This window comes from Hylemonella sp. W303a, from assembly GCF_046452315.1.
GTDB lineage: Bacteria > Pseudomonadota > Gammaproteobacteria > Burkholderiales > Burkholderiaceae_C > Hylemonella.
Genome location: NZ_JBKFDG010000002.1, coordinates 531,052 through 548,069 on the forward strand (window position 1 = coordinate 531,052; position 17,018 = coordinate 548,069).

The window sequence follows — 17,018 nt, forward strand, 5'->3', positions numbered from 1 at the left end:
TACGCTAGCAGCTCAACAGCCTGGGCGCAGAGCAGCCCGTACTGGGGGCGCTGGTCCATCGAGTTAGATGGCTCAAGCCTGCCTCAACAACCCCTGCCCCGCCCTCACCTCACTCCCCGTCGACAACCCGTCCACCAGTTCCAGTCCCGGCGGCGCGAGCACCACGATGGTGGAGCCATGTTCGAACCAGCCCATTTCCTGCCCGCGTTGCAAGGTGGCGTCACAAGGCAGCACTTGCGGCCCCGCGTAGTCATGGTGCAGGTTCAGGTCCAGGAAGTGCAGGCGCACGCTGGCCACGAGGATGGCGCCTACGGGCACCAAGGTCAGTGCATGCTCCTGGCCGTGATCATCGCGGTAGGTGGTTTCAATCACCGCGCGGTCGTTGCGGCAGTAGAGCGACTTCACGCGCTTGAGCGCGATGGGGTTGACGTTCCACGCGTCGCCTTGGATGTGCGTGACACGCCGCACCCGGCAATCGGTGGGCGCGTGAAAGCGGTGGTACATGCCCGCGCGCAGGCGCAGGGTGACATAGCTGCCCCCCTGGTGCTGCTGTGCCAGTTGGGAAGCCGCTGCGTCGTTGCCCAGCAGCTCCTTCAAGCTGTAAGGCATGCCTTTGATTTGCAGCAGCTCATCGCCCTGAATGCGGCCATGGCCGCCGATGATGCCGTCGCTGGGGGCGCACACCCCATGAGGGTCCGGGTCGAAGGGCCGCGCACCTTCCTTCAGTTCGCGCACGAAGCAGTCGCGCAGGCTATCGAACTTCTTCTGTTTGGCCTCGCCCAGGTCCGGCCGGGCAAAGAACTTGAACGCGGCAATGGACGGCACGCGCACCAGCGGGTTGCGGATTTGGGCGAAGCGCCCCATGAAGCGCGTCAGCGCGACGCGCGGCAGGCGGTTGGTGAGGACGAAGTTCAGGTTTTCCTGCTGCAGCAGGCGGTGGATGACGTTCATGCGTCGACTCTAGGGCGGATTTGTTGCAGAACGACGAAACGGGGGTGACGGGCCGCGCGTCACGGGGATTTCACGCGCCTGTCAAATTGGCCGCCTACAAAGGGCATTTCAGTCACGAAAGCAACACAACCATGGTGGATGAATTTGCCTGGACGGCCGGTCTGCTCGGGGCAGCGGCCCTCACCCTGCCCAAGATCAAGCGCAGGCTGGAACTCTCACGCGCCAAGCACCCTTCTCTCACGGGGCATTCGCGCATGGCCAAGCGCCTGGCCCGGCTGCTGCCGGGTTATGCCTATGACGAGTCGCAGTTCTTCAACAGCGACGGCGCGCCTGAGAACGTGGTGCAGCTGCGCCGCGCGGGGTTCCACGCGCTGGCCGGTCGCCTGCAGGCCAAGGCGCCGAAGTCCATCGCGCTGACGAAGGAGATGCGTGACGGCATTCCCGACCTGCGCTTCACCGGCGCCTACCGCGTGCCCTTCCAGTACAGCCCCTACCTGCGCGAGCACATGGCCAGCGGTGCCTTTGTGCAATCGGCCAGCGGCGTGACCGTCACCGACCTGGATGGCAATCGCTACTACGACCTCTCGGGTTCCTATGGCGTGAACGTGCTGGGCGTGGATTTCTACAAGCAGAACATGGCCGAGGGCGCGGCGCTCACGCAGGACCTGGGCCTGGTGCTCGGCATGCTGCACCCCTGCGTGGCCGACAACGTGAAGCGCCTGAAAGCCATCAGCGGCAAGGACGATGTGTCCTTCCACATGAGCGGCACCGAGGCCGTGATGCAAGCCGTGCGCCTGGCGCGCTACCACACGCGCAAGAAGCATCTGGTGCGCTTTTCCGGCGCCTACCACGGCTGGTGGGAAGACGTGCAGCCCGGCCCCGGCAACCCCCTGCCCCCGCGCGAGACCTACACCCTGCGCGAGATGCACGAGGCCTCGCTGAAGGTCTTGCGCACCCGCAAGGACATCGCCTGCGTGCTGGTCAACCCGCTGCAGGCCCTGCACCCGAACAAGAGCGCCCCGGGGGATTCCACCCTGCTCGACAGCAGCCGCAACGCGAGCTACGGCCCGGAGCAGAAACAAGCCTACGCCCACTGGCTGAAGCAACTGCGCGAGGTGTGCACGCAGCGCGGCATCGTGCTGATCTTCGACGAAGTGTTCCTGGGTTTCCGGCTCGCGCCTGGCGGCGCGCAGGAATACTTCGGCGTGCAGGCCGACCTGGTGACCTATGGCAAGACCCTGGGCGGCGGTTTCCCGGTCGGCGTGGTCTGCGGCAGCCGCGCCCTGATGCAACGCTTCCGCGAAGACAAACCCGCGGACATCTGCTTCGCCCGCGGCACCTTCAAGGAGCACCCGTATGTGATGGGCGCGATGAACGCCTTCTTGCGCCAATTGGAAACGCCGGCGGTCCAGGCGCTCTACCAAGATCAGGACGCGGTGTGGGACGCCCGGCGTGAGAAGTTCAATGCCCGCATGGTCGCGGAAGGTCTGCCGGTTCAAGCGGCCAATCTGCAATCCATCTGGACGCTGAATTACACAGTCCCCTCGCGCTACAACTGGATGTTCCAGTACTACCTGCGCGACGCGGGCTTGGCCCTGAGCTGGGTCGGCACGGGCCGTTTCATCTTCAGCCTGAACTACGGCGAGGCCGACTTCGACGCCGTGCTGGAACGCTGTGTGCAAGCGGCGCGGCTGATGCGGCAGGACGGCTGGTGGCACGTCTCCAGCATCGATGGTGCATCCAAGCTCAGCAACAAGACCATCAAGCGCACGGTGCTGCGCGAAACACTGCGGCAGTTTTCCTCGCGCTGGTTCGGTCGGGCCTGAAAGCGAAGGGTGATCGGCGGATCAGAGCGAAGGGCAATCGACCGATCACCCTGGTGCACCCAGAAAGAAAGGGCGGCAACCGAAGTTGCCGCCCTTTCTTTTACGGACCCCGTGGTGAACGGGGTCAGCGTCCAGCGATCCATCAGCCTTGCGCGTACTCCGGCTTGTGCTCGTCGCCCTCGGCCAAATGATGACCGGGGTCGATCAGTTCGCGCTTGACGAAGAGGTAGTACGGCGACTTCCAGTACATGGCGATGTCATGGAAGGGATCGGTCAGGATCTTGGTGGCCCAGACGATGCCGGTGTAGAGGTTTTGCTTTTGCCACAGTTGCAGCACGCGCACCAAGAGGCCCGCCGCGCCCAGCCAGAGCCAGAGCCAGCCGACGTTGAGCACGAAACCTTCGAGGTCGCGGTGGGGCTCCATCAGACCGAAGAAGTCCGGGTCCAGCCACAGCGCCAGGGGCAGTCCCGCCCACACGGCCATCAGCACCACCTTGCGCTGGATGTTGAAGCCGACCTTGATCTCTTCCTTGTACTCGTCGGTGACCTGGTTGATGTGGTCATACCCGCGCGGCTCGAAGAAGAAATGGCCCGACTGACGCGTGACCATGGAGATCAACCAGCCGATCAACCCCGCGATGGGCGGGTTGATGACGAGGAAGACATACGCCACCAGAAACGAGATCGCGCTGATGAAGTGCAGCGACTGGTTGATGCGGCTGTGGTGGTAGTAGCGGTGGTCGTCCCAGCGCTGGATCTTGAGATCGTGCAGAAATGAAGACACGTGAAACTCCTAAAGAGATGAGGTGCGAGACCGGCTTGCGCGGGGACTCGCGGGGTTCTGCATGGGCCGATCCGAGGCGGCCCCATGCAAGGCGCAGCCCTGCGATGTAACAGCCTTGCCATATTCGCGGGAGCGCATGAAAAAACGATGACATCCACACCGTTCATGCAGCATGGTGGTGCGAGGCCGTCCCGAATGTTGTTTTGCCGCTCCACCGCGAGGCGCGGTTTCACGAAGATGCCACGCCGTCGTCATGAATCTGAGATGTGGCGCACTCAAGATGTCTGGCATGAAGCCCCCTTTCGATGACTCCGACATGGCCGATGCGGCGTACCAGGAACTCTGCATCGAAAACCTGCCCGCCACGCAGACGCAACTGCGTCTGGCCGTGGTGACGGAAACCTATCCCCCGGAAGTGAACGGCGTCGCGATGACGCTGCAACGCGTGGTGCAAGGCCTGCGCGAGCGCGGCCATCAAGTGCAGCTCGTGCGGCCGAGGCAGACGCATGAAAAGAACTCGGCCGTGGCGGTCGACAAGGGCAGGCCCGCCCAGACGGAAACAGAGCTCGGGACATTGAACGCGCAAGCGCAGGACGTGCTGATGCGCGGCATGGCGATTCCACACTACCCGCACCTGCAGATCGGCTTCCCGGCGCGGCGGCAATTGCGCGCGCTGTGGTCGGTGCAGCGGCCGGACCTGGTGCACATCGCCACCGAGGGGCCGCTGGGCTGGTCGGCGTTGCGCGTGGCGCGCAAGCTGCGCATTCCCGTCACCTCGGACTTCCGCACGAACTTCCACGCCTACAGCGGTCACTACCGCTTGGGCTGGCTGGCAAAGCCCATCATGGCCTACCTCAAGCGCTTCCACAACCAAGCCCAGGCCACCATGGTGCCCACGCGCGAGCTGGCGGACCAGCTTGACGCCCGAGGCTTCGAGCGTCTGCACGTGGTGGCGCGCGGCGTGGACACCCAACTGCTGCATCCCGCCCGGCGCGACCCCAAGCTGCGCGCGCAGTGGTGCGAACAAGCCGGCGTGCGGCCCGACGCGCCGGTGCTGTTGTGCGTGGGTCGGATCGCGCACGAAAAGAACCTGGGTTTGCTGATCGCCGCATGGAAACAGGCGCGCCTGCAACAACCCGAGTTGCTGCTGGTGCTCACCGGCAACGGACCCGCGCGCGAGGAACTGCAAGCCGAACTGGCGCCCTACGGCCCCGCGGTGATCTTCACGGGCGTGTTGCAAGGCGAGGCCCTGGCGCGTTGCTACGCCAGCGCGGACATTTTCGCTTTCCCCAGCCGCACGGAGACCTTCGGCAACGTGGTGCTGGAGGCGATGGCCAGTGGCCTGGCGGTGCTGGCTTTTGATTACGCCGCCGCGGCGCAACACATCACGCACGGCCACAACGGTTTGCTCGCGCCGCTGGACGACGAAGCGCTCTTCTCGCGGCAACTGCTCAACCTGGCGCGAGACGCGGACCTGCGCGCTCGTCTGCGCGTGCGCGCGCACGAAACCGCGCGCCGCTGCGGTTGGAGCGGCATCGTGGCCCAGGTCGAAACGGTGATGAAGCAGGCCATCGAGAACCCGCGCGGAGCCGCCGAGCCGGCCTCCCGAGGCAGCGACGTCGAGGTCGAACTGGCGTGAAGCACTGAGCGGCGGGGCCGACGTCGGACGGCGTCGCCCGTGGCAGCGTGATCGGCTTCAGGTGCTGGTGCTGAGTCAGTGGTCCGTGCGCCCGACGGATCGACCACGCTTGAGCCAACGCCGCCCCTGCATCGACACCACGAACGCCGCCAGCCCGGTGCCAGCGAGCGCCATGACCACTTGCACAGGCACCTCCAAGGCGATGAGTCCCGCGTAAGAGGCCAAGGCCAACAAGATGCCGAGGTTTTCGTTGAATCCTTGCACCGCGATGGATTGCCCGGCGCTGAGCAAACGGTGGCCGCGGTGTTGCAGCAAGGCGTTCATGGGCACCACCATCACGCCGCCTAGCGCGCCCAAGGCGAGCAAGACCGGCAAGGCCCAACGCCAATCGGTGATCAACCAAGGGCCAAGCACCAGCAGCGCGCCCATGGGCAGGCCCAGCACCAGCACCCGCAGTGCGTGGCGCAGGCGCAAACGCGTAGCCACCCAGACCGCCCCTGCGACCACGCCGGCGGCCACCGTGCCCTGCAAGTAGGCGGCCTGATCCAAGCCCAAGGCCAGCACGCGGGTGGCCCACAGCAACACCGCGAATTGCATCAGCGACGACAAGCCCCAGAACACGGAGGTCACGGCCAGGGACAAGCCGCCACTGCGGTCCAACCACAGGCGACGGTTGGCGGCGCGGAAGTCAGTCCACAAATGCCAGGATAGAAAGCCTCCGGGCCGCTGGGGATAGCGCGCGCCACTGGGTCGAATGCCGAAATGGCACAGAGCGGCCAACACATACACCCCCACCACACACAGCAAGGACACCTGCAGAGTGCGCAAGCGGACCGACACATCGGGGGACAACGCCTCCAGCGCCGCCGTTGGCAGGCAAGCCCCCAGCCAAGCCAGCTGCTCGCCCGTCACCACCGCCTGCACCCAACTGGATTGCAACCAAACCGGCGCCACCAGCGCCCCGCCCACCACGACCCCCAGCAACACCGAGAGCACCACGGCGGATTCGACCCAGCCGTTGGCGGCCACCAGGGCGGCAGGCGGCGTGCTTTCCGTCAAGAGGCCGTATTTCGCGGGCGCGTAGGCCGAGGCGCCCAAGCCCACGAGTGCGAACGCCGCCAAGGGGTGCAGTCCCGCCAGCAGGGCCAGGGCACCGAGCAACTTCAGGCTGTTCATCAACACCATCAGACGGCGCTTGCAGATGCGGTCGGCCAGCGAGCCGACGAAGGGCGCCATCACCACATAGGACGCCGTGAAGCTGAACTTGAGCAGGGGCGCCCACCAGGCTGGCACGCCCAGCGCGTGCAACCAAGCCATGGTGACGATCAGCAGGGCGTTGTCGGCCAGGGCGGAGAGAAACTGCGCCGCGATCAGCCACACGAAACCCCGCGGCAACCCAGGTCTGGAGGAGGTGTGGGCAGCCCCCTCCAAGCGCATGCGACGATCGTCCATGCTCATGGGCATCGGGTCCATCGTGACGCTTCACGCATCCGCGTGCGCACCGTTGTCCTGATGGGAAAGCGCACGCGCGGGCGCCGCCACCTCCCCCATCACATGCAGTCCGCCCGCAAGCTTGGCCTCGTGCTTGGACAGGGAGGCCTTGGTGGCCAGTTCCTCGGCATCGCGGTACTCGCCTCCGGCGACGCGCACCGCGCCGATGGACACGGTGGTGCAGGGAAAGAAGCGCCGCACGCCCTGGCGGTCCTCGGCCTCGACGCCACCGCGCGTGCGCCCTTCCTCGTCATAGAGTTCACGCGCCTGCCGCGCGAACGTGGCGATGATCCGTTCGCAGCGCGAGCGCCAGTCCTCGCTTTGGAACAGGATCATGAAATCATCACCACCGACGTGGCCCACGAAATCCCGCTGCGGATCGCTGTGGGCCGCGGCGAGGCGGGCCAGCAGACGGATCATCTCGTCGCCGCGCCAATAACCGTAGTGGTCGTTGAAGGGCTTGAAGTTGTCCAGGTCCAGGTAGCAGACGGTGAAGGCGCCGCCGCTGTCGAGCAGACGCTGCATGTGCAGGCTGATCGGGATGTTGCCCGGCAGCGAGGTCAAGGGGTTGGCGTGGCGCGCCGCTTCCAGCCGCAGCTCGGTGACGGAGCGAACCAGCTGGTCCCCCGTGCCCAAGCCAACGTAGCGCCCGTTGTCGGTGACGATGAAGCCATCGCTGAGGTAGCGTTGGTCTTGCGAAGTCAGGATGCCCACCAGCTCCTCGATGTCGAAATTGCGCTCGATCAGGCGCGGCTCGCGGTTGGCGTGCTTGATGCAGGACTTGCGGCCATGGATCTCGCGGAAGTACAGCGTGGCGTAGTGGTCCATGAACTGCTGGCGGTTGAGGATGGCGATGGGCCGGTCGCCACCACCGTCCCCCTGCAAGGTCCCTTCCAGCACGGCCATGGCATGCAGACCTGGGTTCGCCTGGAACATCGCCGCCGCCTCGTCGTTGCTGGTCGCGGGGGTCAGCGTGGGGGCATCGATGATGGACAAGTGACGCAGCTGGCCGCGCTGGGCCACGTAACGCTGCTCGGGCAGCACCGCCACGCGCGTGTCCAGCAGCACGCCCACCGCCTCGCGGGCGGGTTCGGCGGACACCTCGGCGCCGGGTCGGCCCAGCAGCCAGCCCTGACCGTAAGTAACGCCCAGGTCCCGGATCACCCGCAGTTCCGCCTCGTGCTCGATGCCCTCGGCCACCAGGGACGTGCCAAACACATCGGCGATCTGCAGCAAGGCCTGCAAGGTCTTGAGCCGGTCGGCGCTTTCGTGGATGTCGTGGCTGAAGTACTTGTCGATCTTGACGATGTCGGGTTTGAGCTGGGACCACAGGCGCAGGCTGGAGCGGCCATCGCCGAAGTCGTCCAGCGCGAGCGCCAGCCCCTCGGACTGCAAGGCGCGCGAGACTTCGCACAAGGCGTCGACATCGTGCACGCGTTCGTGCTCGGTGATCTCCAGCACCACCTTGCGTGGCGATACCTGCAGGTTGCGGATGCCTTGCGCCAGCAGCGTGGTGCCGCCCACGTCCACCAGGCGCGACAGCGCATTGGCGCTGATATTGAGGAACAGCCGCCCCGGTTGACGCAGGGCGCCCCAGCGCCGCAAGGCGACCTGGAGGCAGAACAGCTCGAATTCGTAGAGCAGCCCTTCGTCCTGCGCGGCGCGCAGCAGGGCATCGGGGCGATGCAAGGGGCTGTCTTCGGGCCCACGGATCAATGCCTCATGGGCGTGCACCGCGGCGGACTTCAAATCGACGATGGGCTGAAACACCGCGCGCAAGCCCCCTTGCCGCATCAAGGCGGCCAGCGAGCCCGTGCCCTCCCGGGTCAGCGCGTCGGGAACATAGAGGTGAACTTGGTCAATCACCCATTCATACTGCCCCTCGCGCGTGACGGAATGACGTCATGCGAGTGAATAAAAAATGACACCTCCGTGACCTGGGCGTGAACCCGTCGAAACGAGGTAGCGGTTTCATGGCCGACTCGGTATAACCGGCTGCTTTTTCCCACCGAACCCGAACTCTGCAAGCCACCATGAAACCGTCGTCCAAGCCGAACCCAAACACCGCCCCCGCAGCCTCCAAGAAAACCACGGCGACCGCCAGCCCGGCCGAGAAGAAGAACAAGACCACCAAAGCGTCGCCCGCCCTAGCACCCGCCCGGGCCACGAAGACGTCCGAAACGAAACAGATCAAGGTCAAGGTGGTCAAGGTCAAGTCGACCGAGAAGAAGCCGAAGCTGGTGCACGACCGCTACAGCTTGCCCAAGGACGAAGATGCCGCGCTGGGCGCACTCAAGCGCCGCGTCGCGGTGCTGGGCTTCAAGGTCAAGAAGAACACCCTGCTGCGCGCAGGCTTGCTGACGCTCGGCAAGCTGGCGGACACGGCCTTGCTGGACGCGCTGCGCGCCCTGCCAGAACCCTTGAGCGCCGCGTCAACGGACAAGCCGAGCAAGCCAGCCAAGCCAACAAAGTCCGCAAAGGCACCCAAGGACGCGTCCCCCAAGAAGCCGGGCAAGGCGAAGTCCCCCGCAGGGCAAGCCGCCGCAGCCCAAGCCGCCGGCGACGGCGACGCGACTCAGGCCCCGTAACGCCCCATCAGTGCGCGCTGCACGCTGAGGGCGGGCGCGCCCTCGGCGGGCTGCAGGCGTTCATAACGGCCGTCGGGCATCAGCTCCCAGGCGCCATCGTTGTCCTGCAGGGCGGCCGTCAGCGTTTCGTCGATCACGCGTTGGCGCAGCGCGGGGTCGAGCACGGGCCAGGCGAGTTCAACGCGGCGCAGCATGTTGCGGTTCATCCAGTCCGCGCTGGCCAGGTAGAGGGACTCCTCCAGCTCCTCGCCCTCACCACGGCGGAAGTAAAACACCCGCGCATGTTCCAGAAAGCGTCCGATGATGGAGCGCACGCGGATGTTCTCCGTCTGCCCGGGCACGCCCGCAGGCAGCATGCAGGCGCCGCGCACGATCAGGTCGATCTTCACCCCCTGTTGTCCGGCATCGATGAGCGCGCGAATCAGGGCCTCGTCGGTCAACGCGTTCATCTTCGCGACCAGGCGGGCGGGTTTGCCCGCCGCGGCGGCAGCCTGCAAGCCCTCGATTTTTTCCAGCAGTTTCTTGTGCAGGTGAAAGGGCGCCATCCAGAGCTGATGCAGCTTCGGCAGTCGGTTCTGCCCGGCCAGGTGGATGAAGACCTGCTCGACGTCGGCGGTGATCTGCGGGTCCGCGGTCAAGTGGCTCCAGTCCGTGTAGAAGCGCGCGGTGGCAGGGTTGTAGTTGCCCGTGGACAAGTGGGCATAGCGCCGCAGCGTCGGCCCTCCCCCCTCCCCCCCGGCACCGGGCACGCGGCGCGTGACCAGCATGGCCTTGGCATGGGTCTTGAGGCCCACCACGCCGTAGAGCACCTGCACGCCGATGAACTCCAGGCGCTCGGCCCAGTCGATGTTCACCTCCTCGTCGAAGCGCGCCTTCAGCTCCAGCACCACCGTCACTTCCTTGCCGCGGCGCACCGCCTCGCGCAACAGATCCATCAACGCCGAGTTGGCGCCCGTTCGATAGACCGTCTGACGGATGGCCAGCACCTGCGGGTCGTTCACGGCCTCGCGCAGGAAATCGAGCACCCCATCAAAGCGTTCATACGGCTGGTGAATCAGCACGTCACCCCGCTCCAGCCGCTCGAAGATCGACAGAGTCCCAGCCGCGCCGGAGGTGGATGCCGCCCCCTGCGCCGTGCCCGCCAGCTGCGCCGGGTAGCTGGCCCGGTAAGGCGCGAAACGCAGGCGCTTTTCCAGCTGGGGATCATTGATGAGATCAACCAATTGGCCCAAGCGCACCAGGTTCACGGGGCCGTGGACGCGGTAGAGCGCACCTTCGGGCAAATCGAACTGGCTCAATAAAAAGTCCGCCAGATCCTGGGGGCAACCCGCCGAGACTTCCAGGCGCACGGCCTGGCCATAGTGGCGATGCTCCAGACCCTGGCGCAGCGCGGTGCGCAGGTTCTTCACGTCCTCCTCGTCGACCGCGAGGTCCGAGTGGCGCGTCACCCGGAACTGCGAGAAGTTGCGCACCTCGCGCCCAGGAAACAACTCCTCCAGATGCGCGCGGATCACGCTGGACAGCGACACGAACAGGCGCCGCCTGCGGTGTCCTTGACCGCAGAGCTTCTCGGGCATGGGGATCAGACGCGGCAGCGCGCGGGGCACCTTGACGATGGCGATGTCGTTCTCGCGCCCAAAAGCATCCTTGCCACCCAGGCGAACGATGAAGTTCAGCGACTTGTTGGCCACCTGCGGAAAGGGATGCGAGGGGTCCAGACCCACGGGAATCAGCAGAGGCTGCACGTCGTGCTCGAAGTACTGGCGCACCCAGCGCCGCTGCGCGGTGTTGCGGTCCCCGTGGGAAACGATCTCGATGCCCTCCTTGCGAAAGGCGGGCATGAGTTCGTCGTTGTAGAGCGCGTACTGGCGCGCGACCAGTTCGTGAATGGCGACGGACAGACGCGTGAACGACGCAGCGGTGTAGAGACCCTGCGCGTCCTTGCGCTGGTAAGCCATCAAATGGGGTTCGGAGCGCACCTCGAAAAACTCGTCCAGATTGGACGACACGATGCAGAGATAGCGCAGGCGCTCCAGCAGGGGCACATCGGCACGGCAGGCCCAATCGAAGACGCGCCAGTTGAAGGCCAGCACACTGTGGTCGCGGTCCAGCAAGGGCAAGGCCGTCTCCTTGCCTTGTGCCGCCGCGGCCGCGATGTCGCTGATCACAGTCGGAAGGTTGGTGTTCATGGCTGAGACATCAGGGCAGGGACCGCCTCCTCGGCGGGGTCCGGCTCCACGGTGGAAGTGGCGCGCTTGCGGCCATCCCGTGCGTCGGCGATCACGCCGGCCAGCACTTGACCCCAATGCACGATCTCCAGCCGACCGTCGTGGTGCTCGACCAAGGCGGTGAGGCTTTCGACCCAGTCGCCATCGTTGCAATAGAGCACCCCATCGATCTCACGCATCTCGGCGTGGTGGATGTGGCCGCAGATCACGCCATGGTGGCCGCGCTTCTTGGCTTCGCGCGCGACGGCGACTTCGAAATCGCTGATGAAATTCACGGCCTTCTTGACCTTGAGCTTCAGGTAAGCCGACAGTGACCAATAGGGCAGGCCCAGCTTGGCGCGCCAGTGATTGAGATAGCGGTTGAGTTTAAGCGCCCATTCGTACAGGGTGTCGCCGACGTAGGCCAGCCACTTGGCGTACTGGATCACGCCGTCGAAGTAGTCGCCATGCGTCACCCACAGGCGCTGCCCCGTGGCGGTGACGTGCACGGCCTCCTCCACCACCTCGATGCCACCGAACTGGTGGTCCAGGAATTGGCGGGCGAACTCGTCGTGGTTGCCGGGCACGAAGATCACCCGGCTGCCCTTGCGCGCGCGGCGCAGCAGCTTTTGCACCACGTCGTTGTGCTGCTGAGGCCAGTACCAGCGACGGCGCAATTGCCATCCATCGATGATGTCGCCCACGAGGTAGAGGCGCTCGCTGCTGCTTTCGCGCAGGAAGTCCAGCAAGGCGCCCGCCTGGCAACCCGGCGTGCCCAGGTGCAGATCGGAAATGAAAACGGCGCGGTAGCGGGGCCGCTTGTCGTCGGCCTCGTCGCGTTCTTCGAGGGCGGCGCGCAGGTGTTCGCTGGTGGGACTCTGCATCATTGCCCCACGAAGTGCTTGCGGTAACGCGCGGGCATGTCCGACAGACGCATCATCATCGGCAGGTCGGCGCAGTTGAAGTCTGGGTCCCAGGCCGGTGCCCCCAGCACCTTGGTGCCCAGGCGCAGGTAGCCCTTGATGAGCGCCGGAGGTTCGACCGACAGGCTGCCGTCCAGCTGATCCACTGGCAGCGGCAGGCGGGGCCAGACTTGGTGTTCGATGGGCGCGAGGTGGGTCTGGCTCAACTGACGCCAGAGGCTGGCGGCGGCGTTGCCATTGATCTCGCCGCTGACCGGGTCCAGCATGGGGATGCTGGCGCAGCCGATCATCGCGTCGATCTGGTTGCGCGCCATGAATTTGATCAGCTCGCCCCACAAGGGCATGATGACGCCACCGTTGCGGTGGTCCGGGTGCACGCAGCTGCGGCCCACTTCCACCATGTTCTCGCGCAAGGGGCGCAGGCGGGTGAGGTCGAATTCGCTGTCGCTGTAGAAACCACCGAGGCGCCGCGCCTGGGCCGGCGTCAGCATGCGGTAGGTGCCGATCACCTCGCGCGTGGCCACGTCGCGCACCAGCAGGTGCTCGCAATAGTCGTCGTAGAGGTCCACATCATGGCCGGGCACCGAGGTATTCAGGCGCGCGCCCATTTCCCCCGCGAAAACCAAGTAACGCAAGCGTTGGGCCGCGCGGACTTCGTCCTGGTGCCGCGCCCAAGACACCTCCACGCCCGACTCCTGCCGTTCAACTGGACGCTGCGCCGGCGGTTTGACGGGGCGTTGCCCGCGGACCAGCATGGACGGCAGTGCTTGCGCGAAGGCGGTGGAAATCCGCGTCGGAATCCGCGGAATCTTCGACGCCAGGGGCCAGAGTGACAGCGGGAAACTCGGACGCGTGTGTTCTTTCATGGTGTCTGCGTTGTTCATCCTGTGTGACACCAGTGTGGTGAGCAGGGATGACGACACCATGTCCGATTCATGACGAATCGATGACGGAGCCTCGAAAGACCGGACTCCGATCCGGCCCACGGCTCCGGTTGCGTGCTCTAGCGGAGGGGGCCAGGGAATCTGGTCAGAGACCGGCCAGGCTACGGGCCGAAGACAGGGCGAGCAGCAGGAACGCCAGCGCGCAGGCGCGGTGGGTCCATCGGGCCCAGCGCTCGTTGGCCCCCGCGAAGAAGCGCGCGACCAGCGCCGCACAGACGAAGCACCACACCACCGAGGACACCATGAACCCGGTGAAGAAGATGGCGTAGTCCGTCCAGTGTGGATCGCTCACCCCCGCTGCCCCCATGGCGCTGCCCAAAGCGGCCCAATACGCCACGTTGTGAGGGTTGGTGATGGACAGCAAAGCGCCAGCACGCAGGGCGGCTCGCCCGTCGTCGGCGGACGAGGGTCCACGGGCGCTGGCCTCATGCGCGAAAGAGGAGTCCGCGGGCACGCTGGTGCCGGACGTTGTCGTGGCCTGCATCCGAGAACCCTCGGATTCGATCGGTGGCATCGGCAGGCGGGACGCGCGCCAGGCATCCCACGCCAGCCAGAGCAGGTAGGCGATGCCCGCCAGCGCGACCGGCGTGCGCAGCACCTCGGTGCGGGCCAGCAGACCCACGCCGACCAAGCCCAGCACAGCCCAGAGGGCGTCCCCCGTCAGCGAACCCACCTGCACCAGAAAGGCACCGCGATAGCCGCCCCGCAGGCCCCGGCGTATGGTTTCGGCAAACACCGCGCCTGGCGCGGCATTGAAGATGAAGCCCAGCATAAGGGCCGACAGAAAAAGAGCGAGCACGGAACCAGCAGTGGGCAACAACAAGGATGGGCGCAGACTATACCTGCGGCGACTACCCCCCACCCCACCAGGCCCCGCTCAACGGCGCGGGGGCGGCCTTTGATATGCTACGCGCCGGTCCACGCAGCCGGTGCGCGCCCTCAGGGCTTCCAAGGTGCCGTTGGGCACGCACCTCGTGGCGCATCCGCTTTTCTGCCTCGCTCCCGGTGTCTTGTCCTGACGTTTCCCGCTGGCCTTCCTTGCGCCTTTCGCTCCTGCTGCTCGCGATGACGCTTGGCGGTTTGTGGGACATGCCGGCCCGTGCCCAGGACACTCATGCGCCGGACGTGCCTATGGACGCGGTGTCCACCGCGGCACCAGCCATCCCCGCAGCGCCGGTGCCCCCCGACACGCCAGTGATCGCTGCCGCTTCCGCCAGCACCGAAGCCGCTGCGTCAACGCGGCCGCCGCGCATCGCCTTCCATTACGAGCTGGACGCCTACTACAGCAACGTGGGGGCGGACATTGCGCTGACCGACGCCGATGAACCCAACGGCGGACACCTGGAAGAAAGCGAGGTGTACCGGCGCCTCTTCAACGACTCTTTCCAGCCTCGCCTGTTCCTCCTGGAGGCCAGCGTCAACCCGATGCCAGTGCTGGGCACCTGGTACAAACGCACCCATCCCGATGGCTACGACAACTACGACGTTGGCTCGGCAGGGGGCAACAACTTCAACCTGATCGATGGCGTCACGGCCGGCTTCCAAGAGCCCTGGGCGATCTCCGCCTTCCTGGGCAGCTCCATGAAATTCCGCCGCGAAGGCGAAGACGAGAAGCAGAGCAATCGCGGCTACATGGGCTACCTGCTGTCTTGCGGCACGCAACACATCCACAACAACGTGCTGATCGACGACGACTGGTGCGAGTTGGAATGGAAGCTCAAGGGCGAACGCACGTTTCGCGAGGAAGAACTGAGCTGGAGCTTTCGCGTCGGCCTCAAGGAACATGGCAACCCGGACATCCGCGACCTCTTTTACGTGGGTCTGCGCCGCACCAACCTGAGCTACACCTCCAAGCTGCTGAGCTTCCTCAACAACGCCAACGTTGAGTTCCTGACTGAGTTCGCGCGTGACGATGGCCACCTGATGCGTCAGCAAATCGTCATTGGACGGATCTTCCCGTTGTCGCGCTACCGAGTCGCCTTGGCGCTGGACGTGGGCTTGATTTACGAGAACAGCCGCAAGTATTCCGGCGCGCTGGCCGACTCGGACGCCGACGAGCTGACGTTCGTGTTCAGACCCAACATCAAGTTTTGATTGAATTTTGAATCGGCCTGGTCGGGCCCCACAGGGCAACGGGCGGGCACGGACTTGGACGTGGATCGGGAGGGGTCCGCGTCAAAATATTTCGCATCTCCTCAAGGACAGGGGCTCCGATTAGCATGAAGCCGTGGCGAAGGCCCGGGAGCGCGCTTCCCGGGCACCTTGCGCCACCACTTGACCGGAAAGCCCTGCCCATTGTCTCAGTCCGCCCTGCCGCTGAGCGGCCCGCCCGCGTGGATGGAAAGCACGCTCGCACGCCTGCCCCCAAAAGAGAGAGCCATCCTCACCCTGCTGTCGAGTCACCCCTCGCAAGCAATCAGCAAGGAAGACATCATGCGGCAGGCTTGGCCTCGGCAACGCGCGGTGTCGGACGAAAGCCTGGTGCGCTGCATCAGCCAGTTGCGGCGTCTCGTTCCGCAGGCGCGCATAGAAGCGGTTTATGGCTTTGGTTACCGCTTGCTGCCACCGCCTCCCACCCCATCCGTGCACGAAGCCTTGGTGCAGGCAGCGCAAGCGCCGGTGGACGTGGTCGAGCAATTCATGCACGCCTGTTCCCTGGTGCAGCGGCAGACGGCCACACCCCTGGCACGCGCCATCGACTTGCTGCGCAAGCTGACGGAACGGCAGCCCGACTACATCCCCGCGCGCGTGCTGCGGGCACACGCCATTTTGCTGGTTCACCGTCTGGACCTCAACGCCCAGGCGCAGGCCAGCCTCGAGGAGGCCTGGGTGCAAGTCGGACTGGCGCAGGCTCTGGCACCTGAATGTCCGCTGTTGGCCGCCACGCGGGCCGGTCTGCACGACCTGGATTGGCGTTTTGCCGAGGCGCGCGACCTCCACCAGTCGGCCTTGCGGGAATTACCGGACTCGGCCCATGCACTGCAACCTTACATCTGGCACTTGCTGGCCACGGGTCAAGCGGCGCACGCCCATCCTTGCCAACACCGCATCCTGGCGCAGCGGCCCCACTCGGCGGTCGAAAAAGTGATGTGGGCGCGCCTGCTGGCGCACGCCGGGGAGCGGGACGCGGCGCTAGGCGCCATTGACACGGCTCGGGCCGCCCACCCCGGCAGCACCCTGGTCGCGAGCGCATGGTGCTCCTTGCAGGCGAGGTTAGCGCCCCGCGCTGCGCTGATTCCATTGGCGCGGGAACTGCACGAGTTGGCTGAACTGCCGCGTTACGCACGGGTCAGCCTGCCCTACGTCCTCGCCCGGTGTGGCAGGCGCACCGAAGCCCGCCGCGCGCTGGATGCGTCGCCCGCCGGCCGCCATCCTTGCACCCTGCATCAGCGCGTGGCGCGGGTGACCACCTTGATTGAATTGGGCGAGCTGGACGATGCGGCCGAGGAAATCGCGGTGGCCTACCAGGGTCGCTACAGCGGGCTACCCGGACTGCTGCACTCACCGGCGTGCGCGCCGCTGCGTCAGCATCCGCGCGCGCGCGACATACTGCAGAAACTCAAGCACATGGTCGAGACCAGCACAGCCGAGCCCGCGGCTGGAAGCGCCGCAGCCCGGCCCGCCTGACGAACGCCGGACGATGCGCATGACTGGAAAAGGACGGG

The 17,018-nt window shown here is 65.7% G+C and carries 13 protein-coding genes; 5 read left to right on the plus strand and 8 right to left on the minus strand.

Features of this window, described 5'->3' with window-relative positions:
- Nucleotides 1-72: 72 nt before the first annotated feature.
- A complete protein-coding gene (gene asd, locus ACLBKS_RS06145; protein ID WP_410191900.1) occupies nucleotides 73-951 on the minus strand; it encodes an archaetidylserine decarboxylase in 879 nt (292 codons plus the stop codon).
- Between the two features lie 131 nt (nucleotides 952-1,082).
- Between asd and ACLBKS_RS06150 the strand changes: the two genes are divergently transcribed.
- Nucleotides 1,083-2,777 carry an aminotransferase class III-fold pyridoxal phosphate-dependent enzyme gene (locus tag ACLBKS_RS06150; RefSeq protein ID WP_410191901.1) on the plus strand — a complete coding sequence of 565 codons (1,695 nt, stop codon included), beginning with the start codon at nucleotides 1,083-1,085 and terminating at the stop codon, nucleotides 2,775-2,777.
- 142 nt (nucleotides 2,778-2,919) lie between these two features.
- On the opposite strand, the gene ACLBKS_RS06155 is transcribed toward ACLBKS_RS06150, so the two are convergent.
- Nucleotides 2,920-3,561, minus strand: a complete 642-nt coding sequence (locus tag ACLBKS_RS06155; protein WP_410191902.1) for a hypothetical protein — start codon at nucleotides 3,559-3,561, stop codon at nucleotides 2,920-2,922.
- 289 nt (nucleotides 3,562-3,850) lie between these two features.
- On the opposite strand from ACLBKS_RS06155, the gene ACLBKS_RS06160 reads away from it, so the two are divergent.
- Nucleotides 3,851-5,200: a glycosyltransferase family 4 protein gene (locus ACLBKS_RS06160; protein ID WP_410191903.1), complete on the plus strand. Its 1,350-nt coding sequence runs from the start codon at nucleotides 3,851-3,853 to the stop codon at nucleotides 5,198-5,200.
- Nucleotides 5,201-5,275: 75 nt separating this feature from the next.
- Here the strand turns inward: ACLBKS_RS06160 and lplT are convergent, their stop codons facing one another.
- Nucleotides 5,276-6,658: a lysophospholipid transporter LplT gene (gene lplT, locus ACLBKS_RS06165; RefSeq protein ID WP_410191904.1), complete on the minus strand. Its 1,383-nt coding sequence runs from the start codon at nucleotides 6,656-6,658 to the stop codon at nucleotides 5,276-5,278.
- 24 nt (nucleotides 6,659-6,682) lie between these two features.
- Complete coding sequence (locus ACLBKS_RS06170) at nucleotides 6,683-8,485, minus strand: GGDEF domain-containing protein (RefSeq protein WP_410191938.1); 1,803 nt, start codon at nucleotides 8,483-8,485, stop codon at nucleotides 6,683-6,685.
- Between the two features lie 239 nt (nucleotides 8,486-8,724).
- Between ACLBKS_RS06170 and ACLBKS_RS06175 the strand changes: the two genes are divergently transcribed.
- The gene (locus ACLBKS_RS06175; protein WP_410191905.1) at nucleotides 8,725-9,279 is read left to right on the plus strand and encodes a hypothetical protein; all 555 of its coding nucleotides are present in this window, start codon (nucleotides 8,725-8,727) and stop codon (nucleotides 9,277-9,279) included.
- Here ACLBKS_RS06175 and ppk1 read toward each other — a convergent pair.
- From ppk1 to ACLBKS_RS06195, 4 genes are all read right to left on the minus strand, one after another.
- Entirely contained in the window at nucleotides 9,267-11,468 is a 2,202-nt protein-coding gene (gene ppk1 / locus ACLBKS_RS06180) for a polyphosphate kinase 1 (protein ID WP_410191906.1), read from the minus strand. The two genes, ACLBKS_RS06175 and ppk1, sit on opposite strands and share 13 nt — an antisense overlap.
- Entirely contained in the window at nucleotides 11,465-12,370 is a 906-nt protein-coding gene (locus tag ACLBKS_RS06185) for a UDP-2,3-diacylglucosamine diphosphatase (protein WP_410191907.1), read from the minus strand. Before ACLBKS_RS06185 ends, ppk1 begins: the two co-directional genes overlap by 4 nt.
- Nucleotides 12,370-13,275 carry a GNAT family N-acetyltransferase gene (locus tag ACLBKS_RS06190; protein WP_410191908.1) on the minus strand — a complete coding sequence of 302 codons (906 nt, stop codon included), beginning with the start codon at nucleotides 13,273-13,275 and terminating at the stop codon, nucleotides 12,370-12,372. Before ACLBKS_RS06190 ends, ACLBKS_RS06185 begins: the two co-directional genes overlap by 1 nt.
- A gap of 163 nt (nucleotides 13,276-13,438) precedes the next feature.
- Nucleotides 13,439-14,152, minus strand: coding sequence for a LysE family transporter (locus ACLBKS_RS06195; RefSeq protein WP_410191939.1), 714 nt, complete (start codon nucleotides 14,150-14,152; stop codon nucleotides 13,439-13,441).
- Between the two features lie 239 nt (nucleotides 14,153-14,391).
- Between ACLBKS_RS06195 and ACLBKS_RS06200 the strand changes: the two genes are divergently transcribed.
- Complete coding sequence (locus ACLBKS_RS06200; RefSeq protein ID WP_410191909.1) at nucleotides 14,392-15,447, plus strand: hypothetical protein; 1,056 nt, start codon at nucleotides 14,392-14,394, stop codon at nucleotides 15,445-15,447.
- Between the two features lie 243 nt (nucleotides 15,448-15,690).
- Nucleotides 15,691-16,980 carry a winged helix-turn-helix domain-containing protein gene (locus ACLBKS_RS06205; RefSeq protein WP_410191940.1) on the plus strand — a complete coding sequence of 430 codons (1,290 nt, stop codon included), beginning with the start codon at nucleotides 15,691-15,693 and terminating at the stop codon, nucleotides 16,978-16,980.
- Nucleotides 16,981-17,018 lie beyond the last annotated feature (38 nt).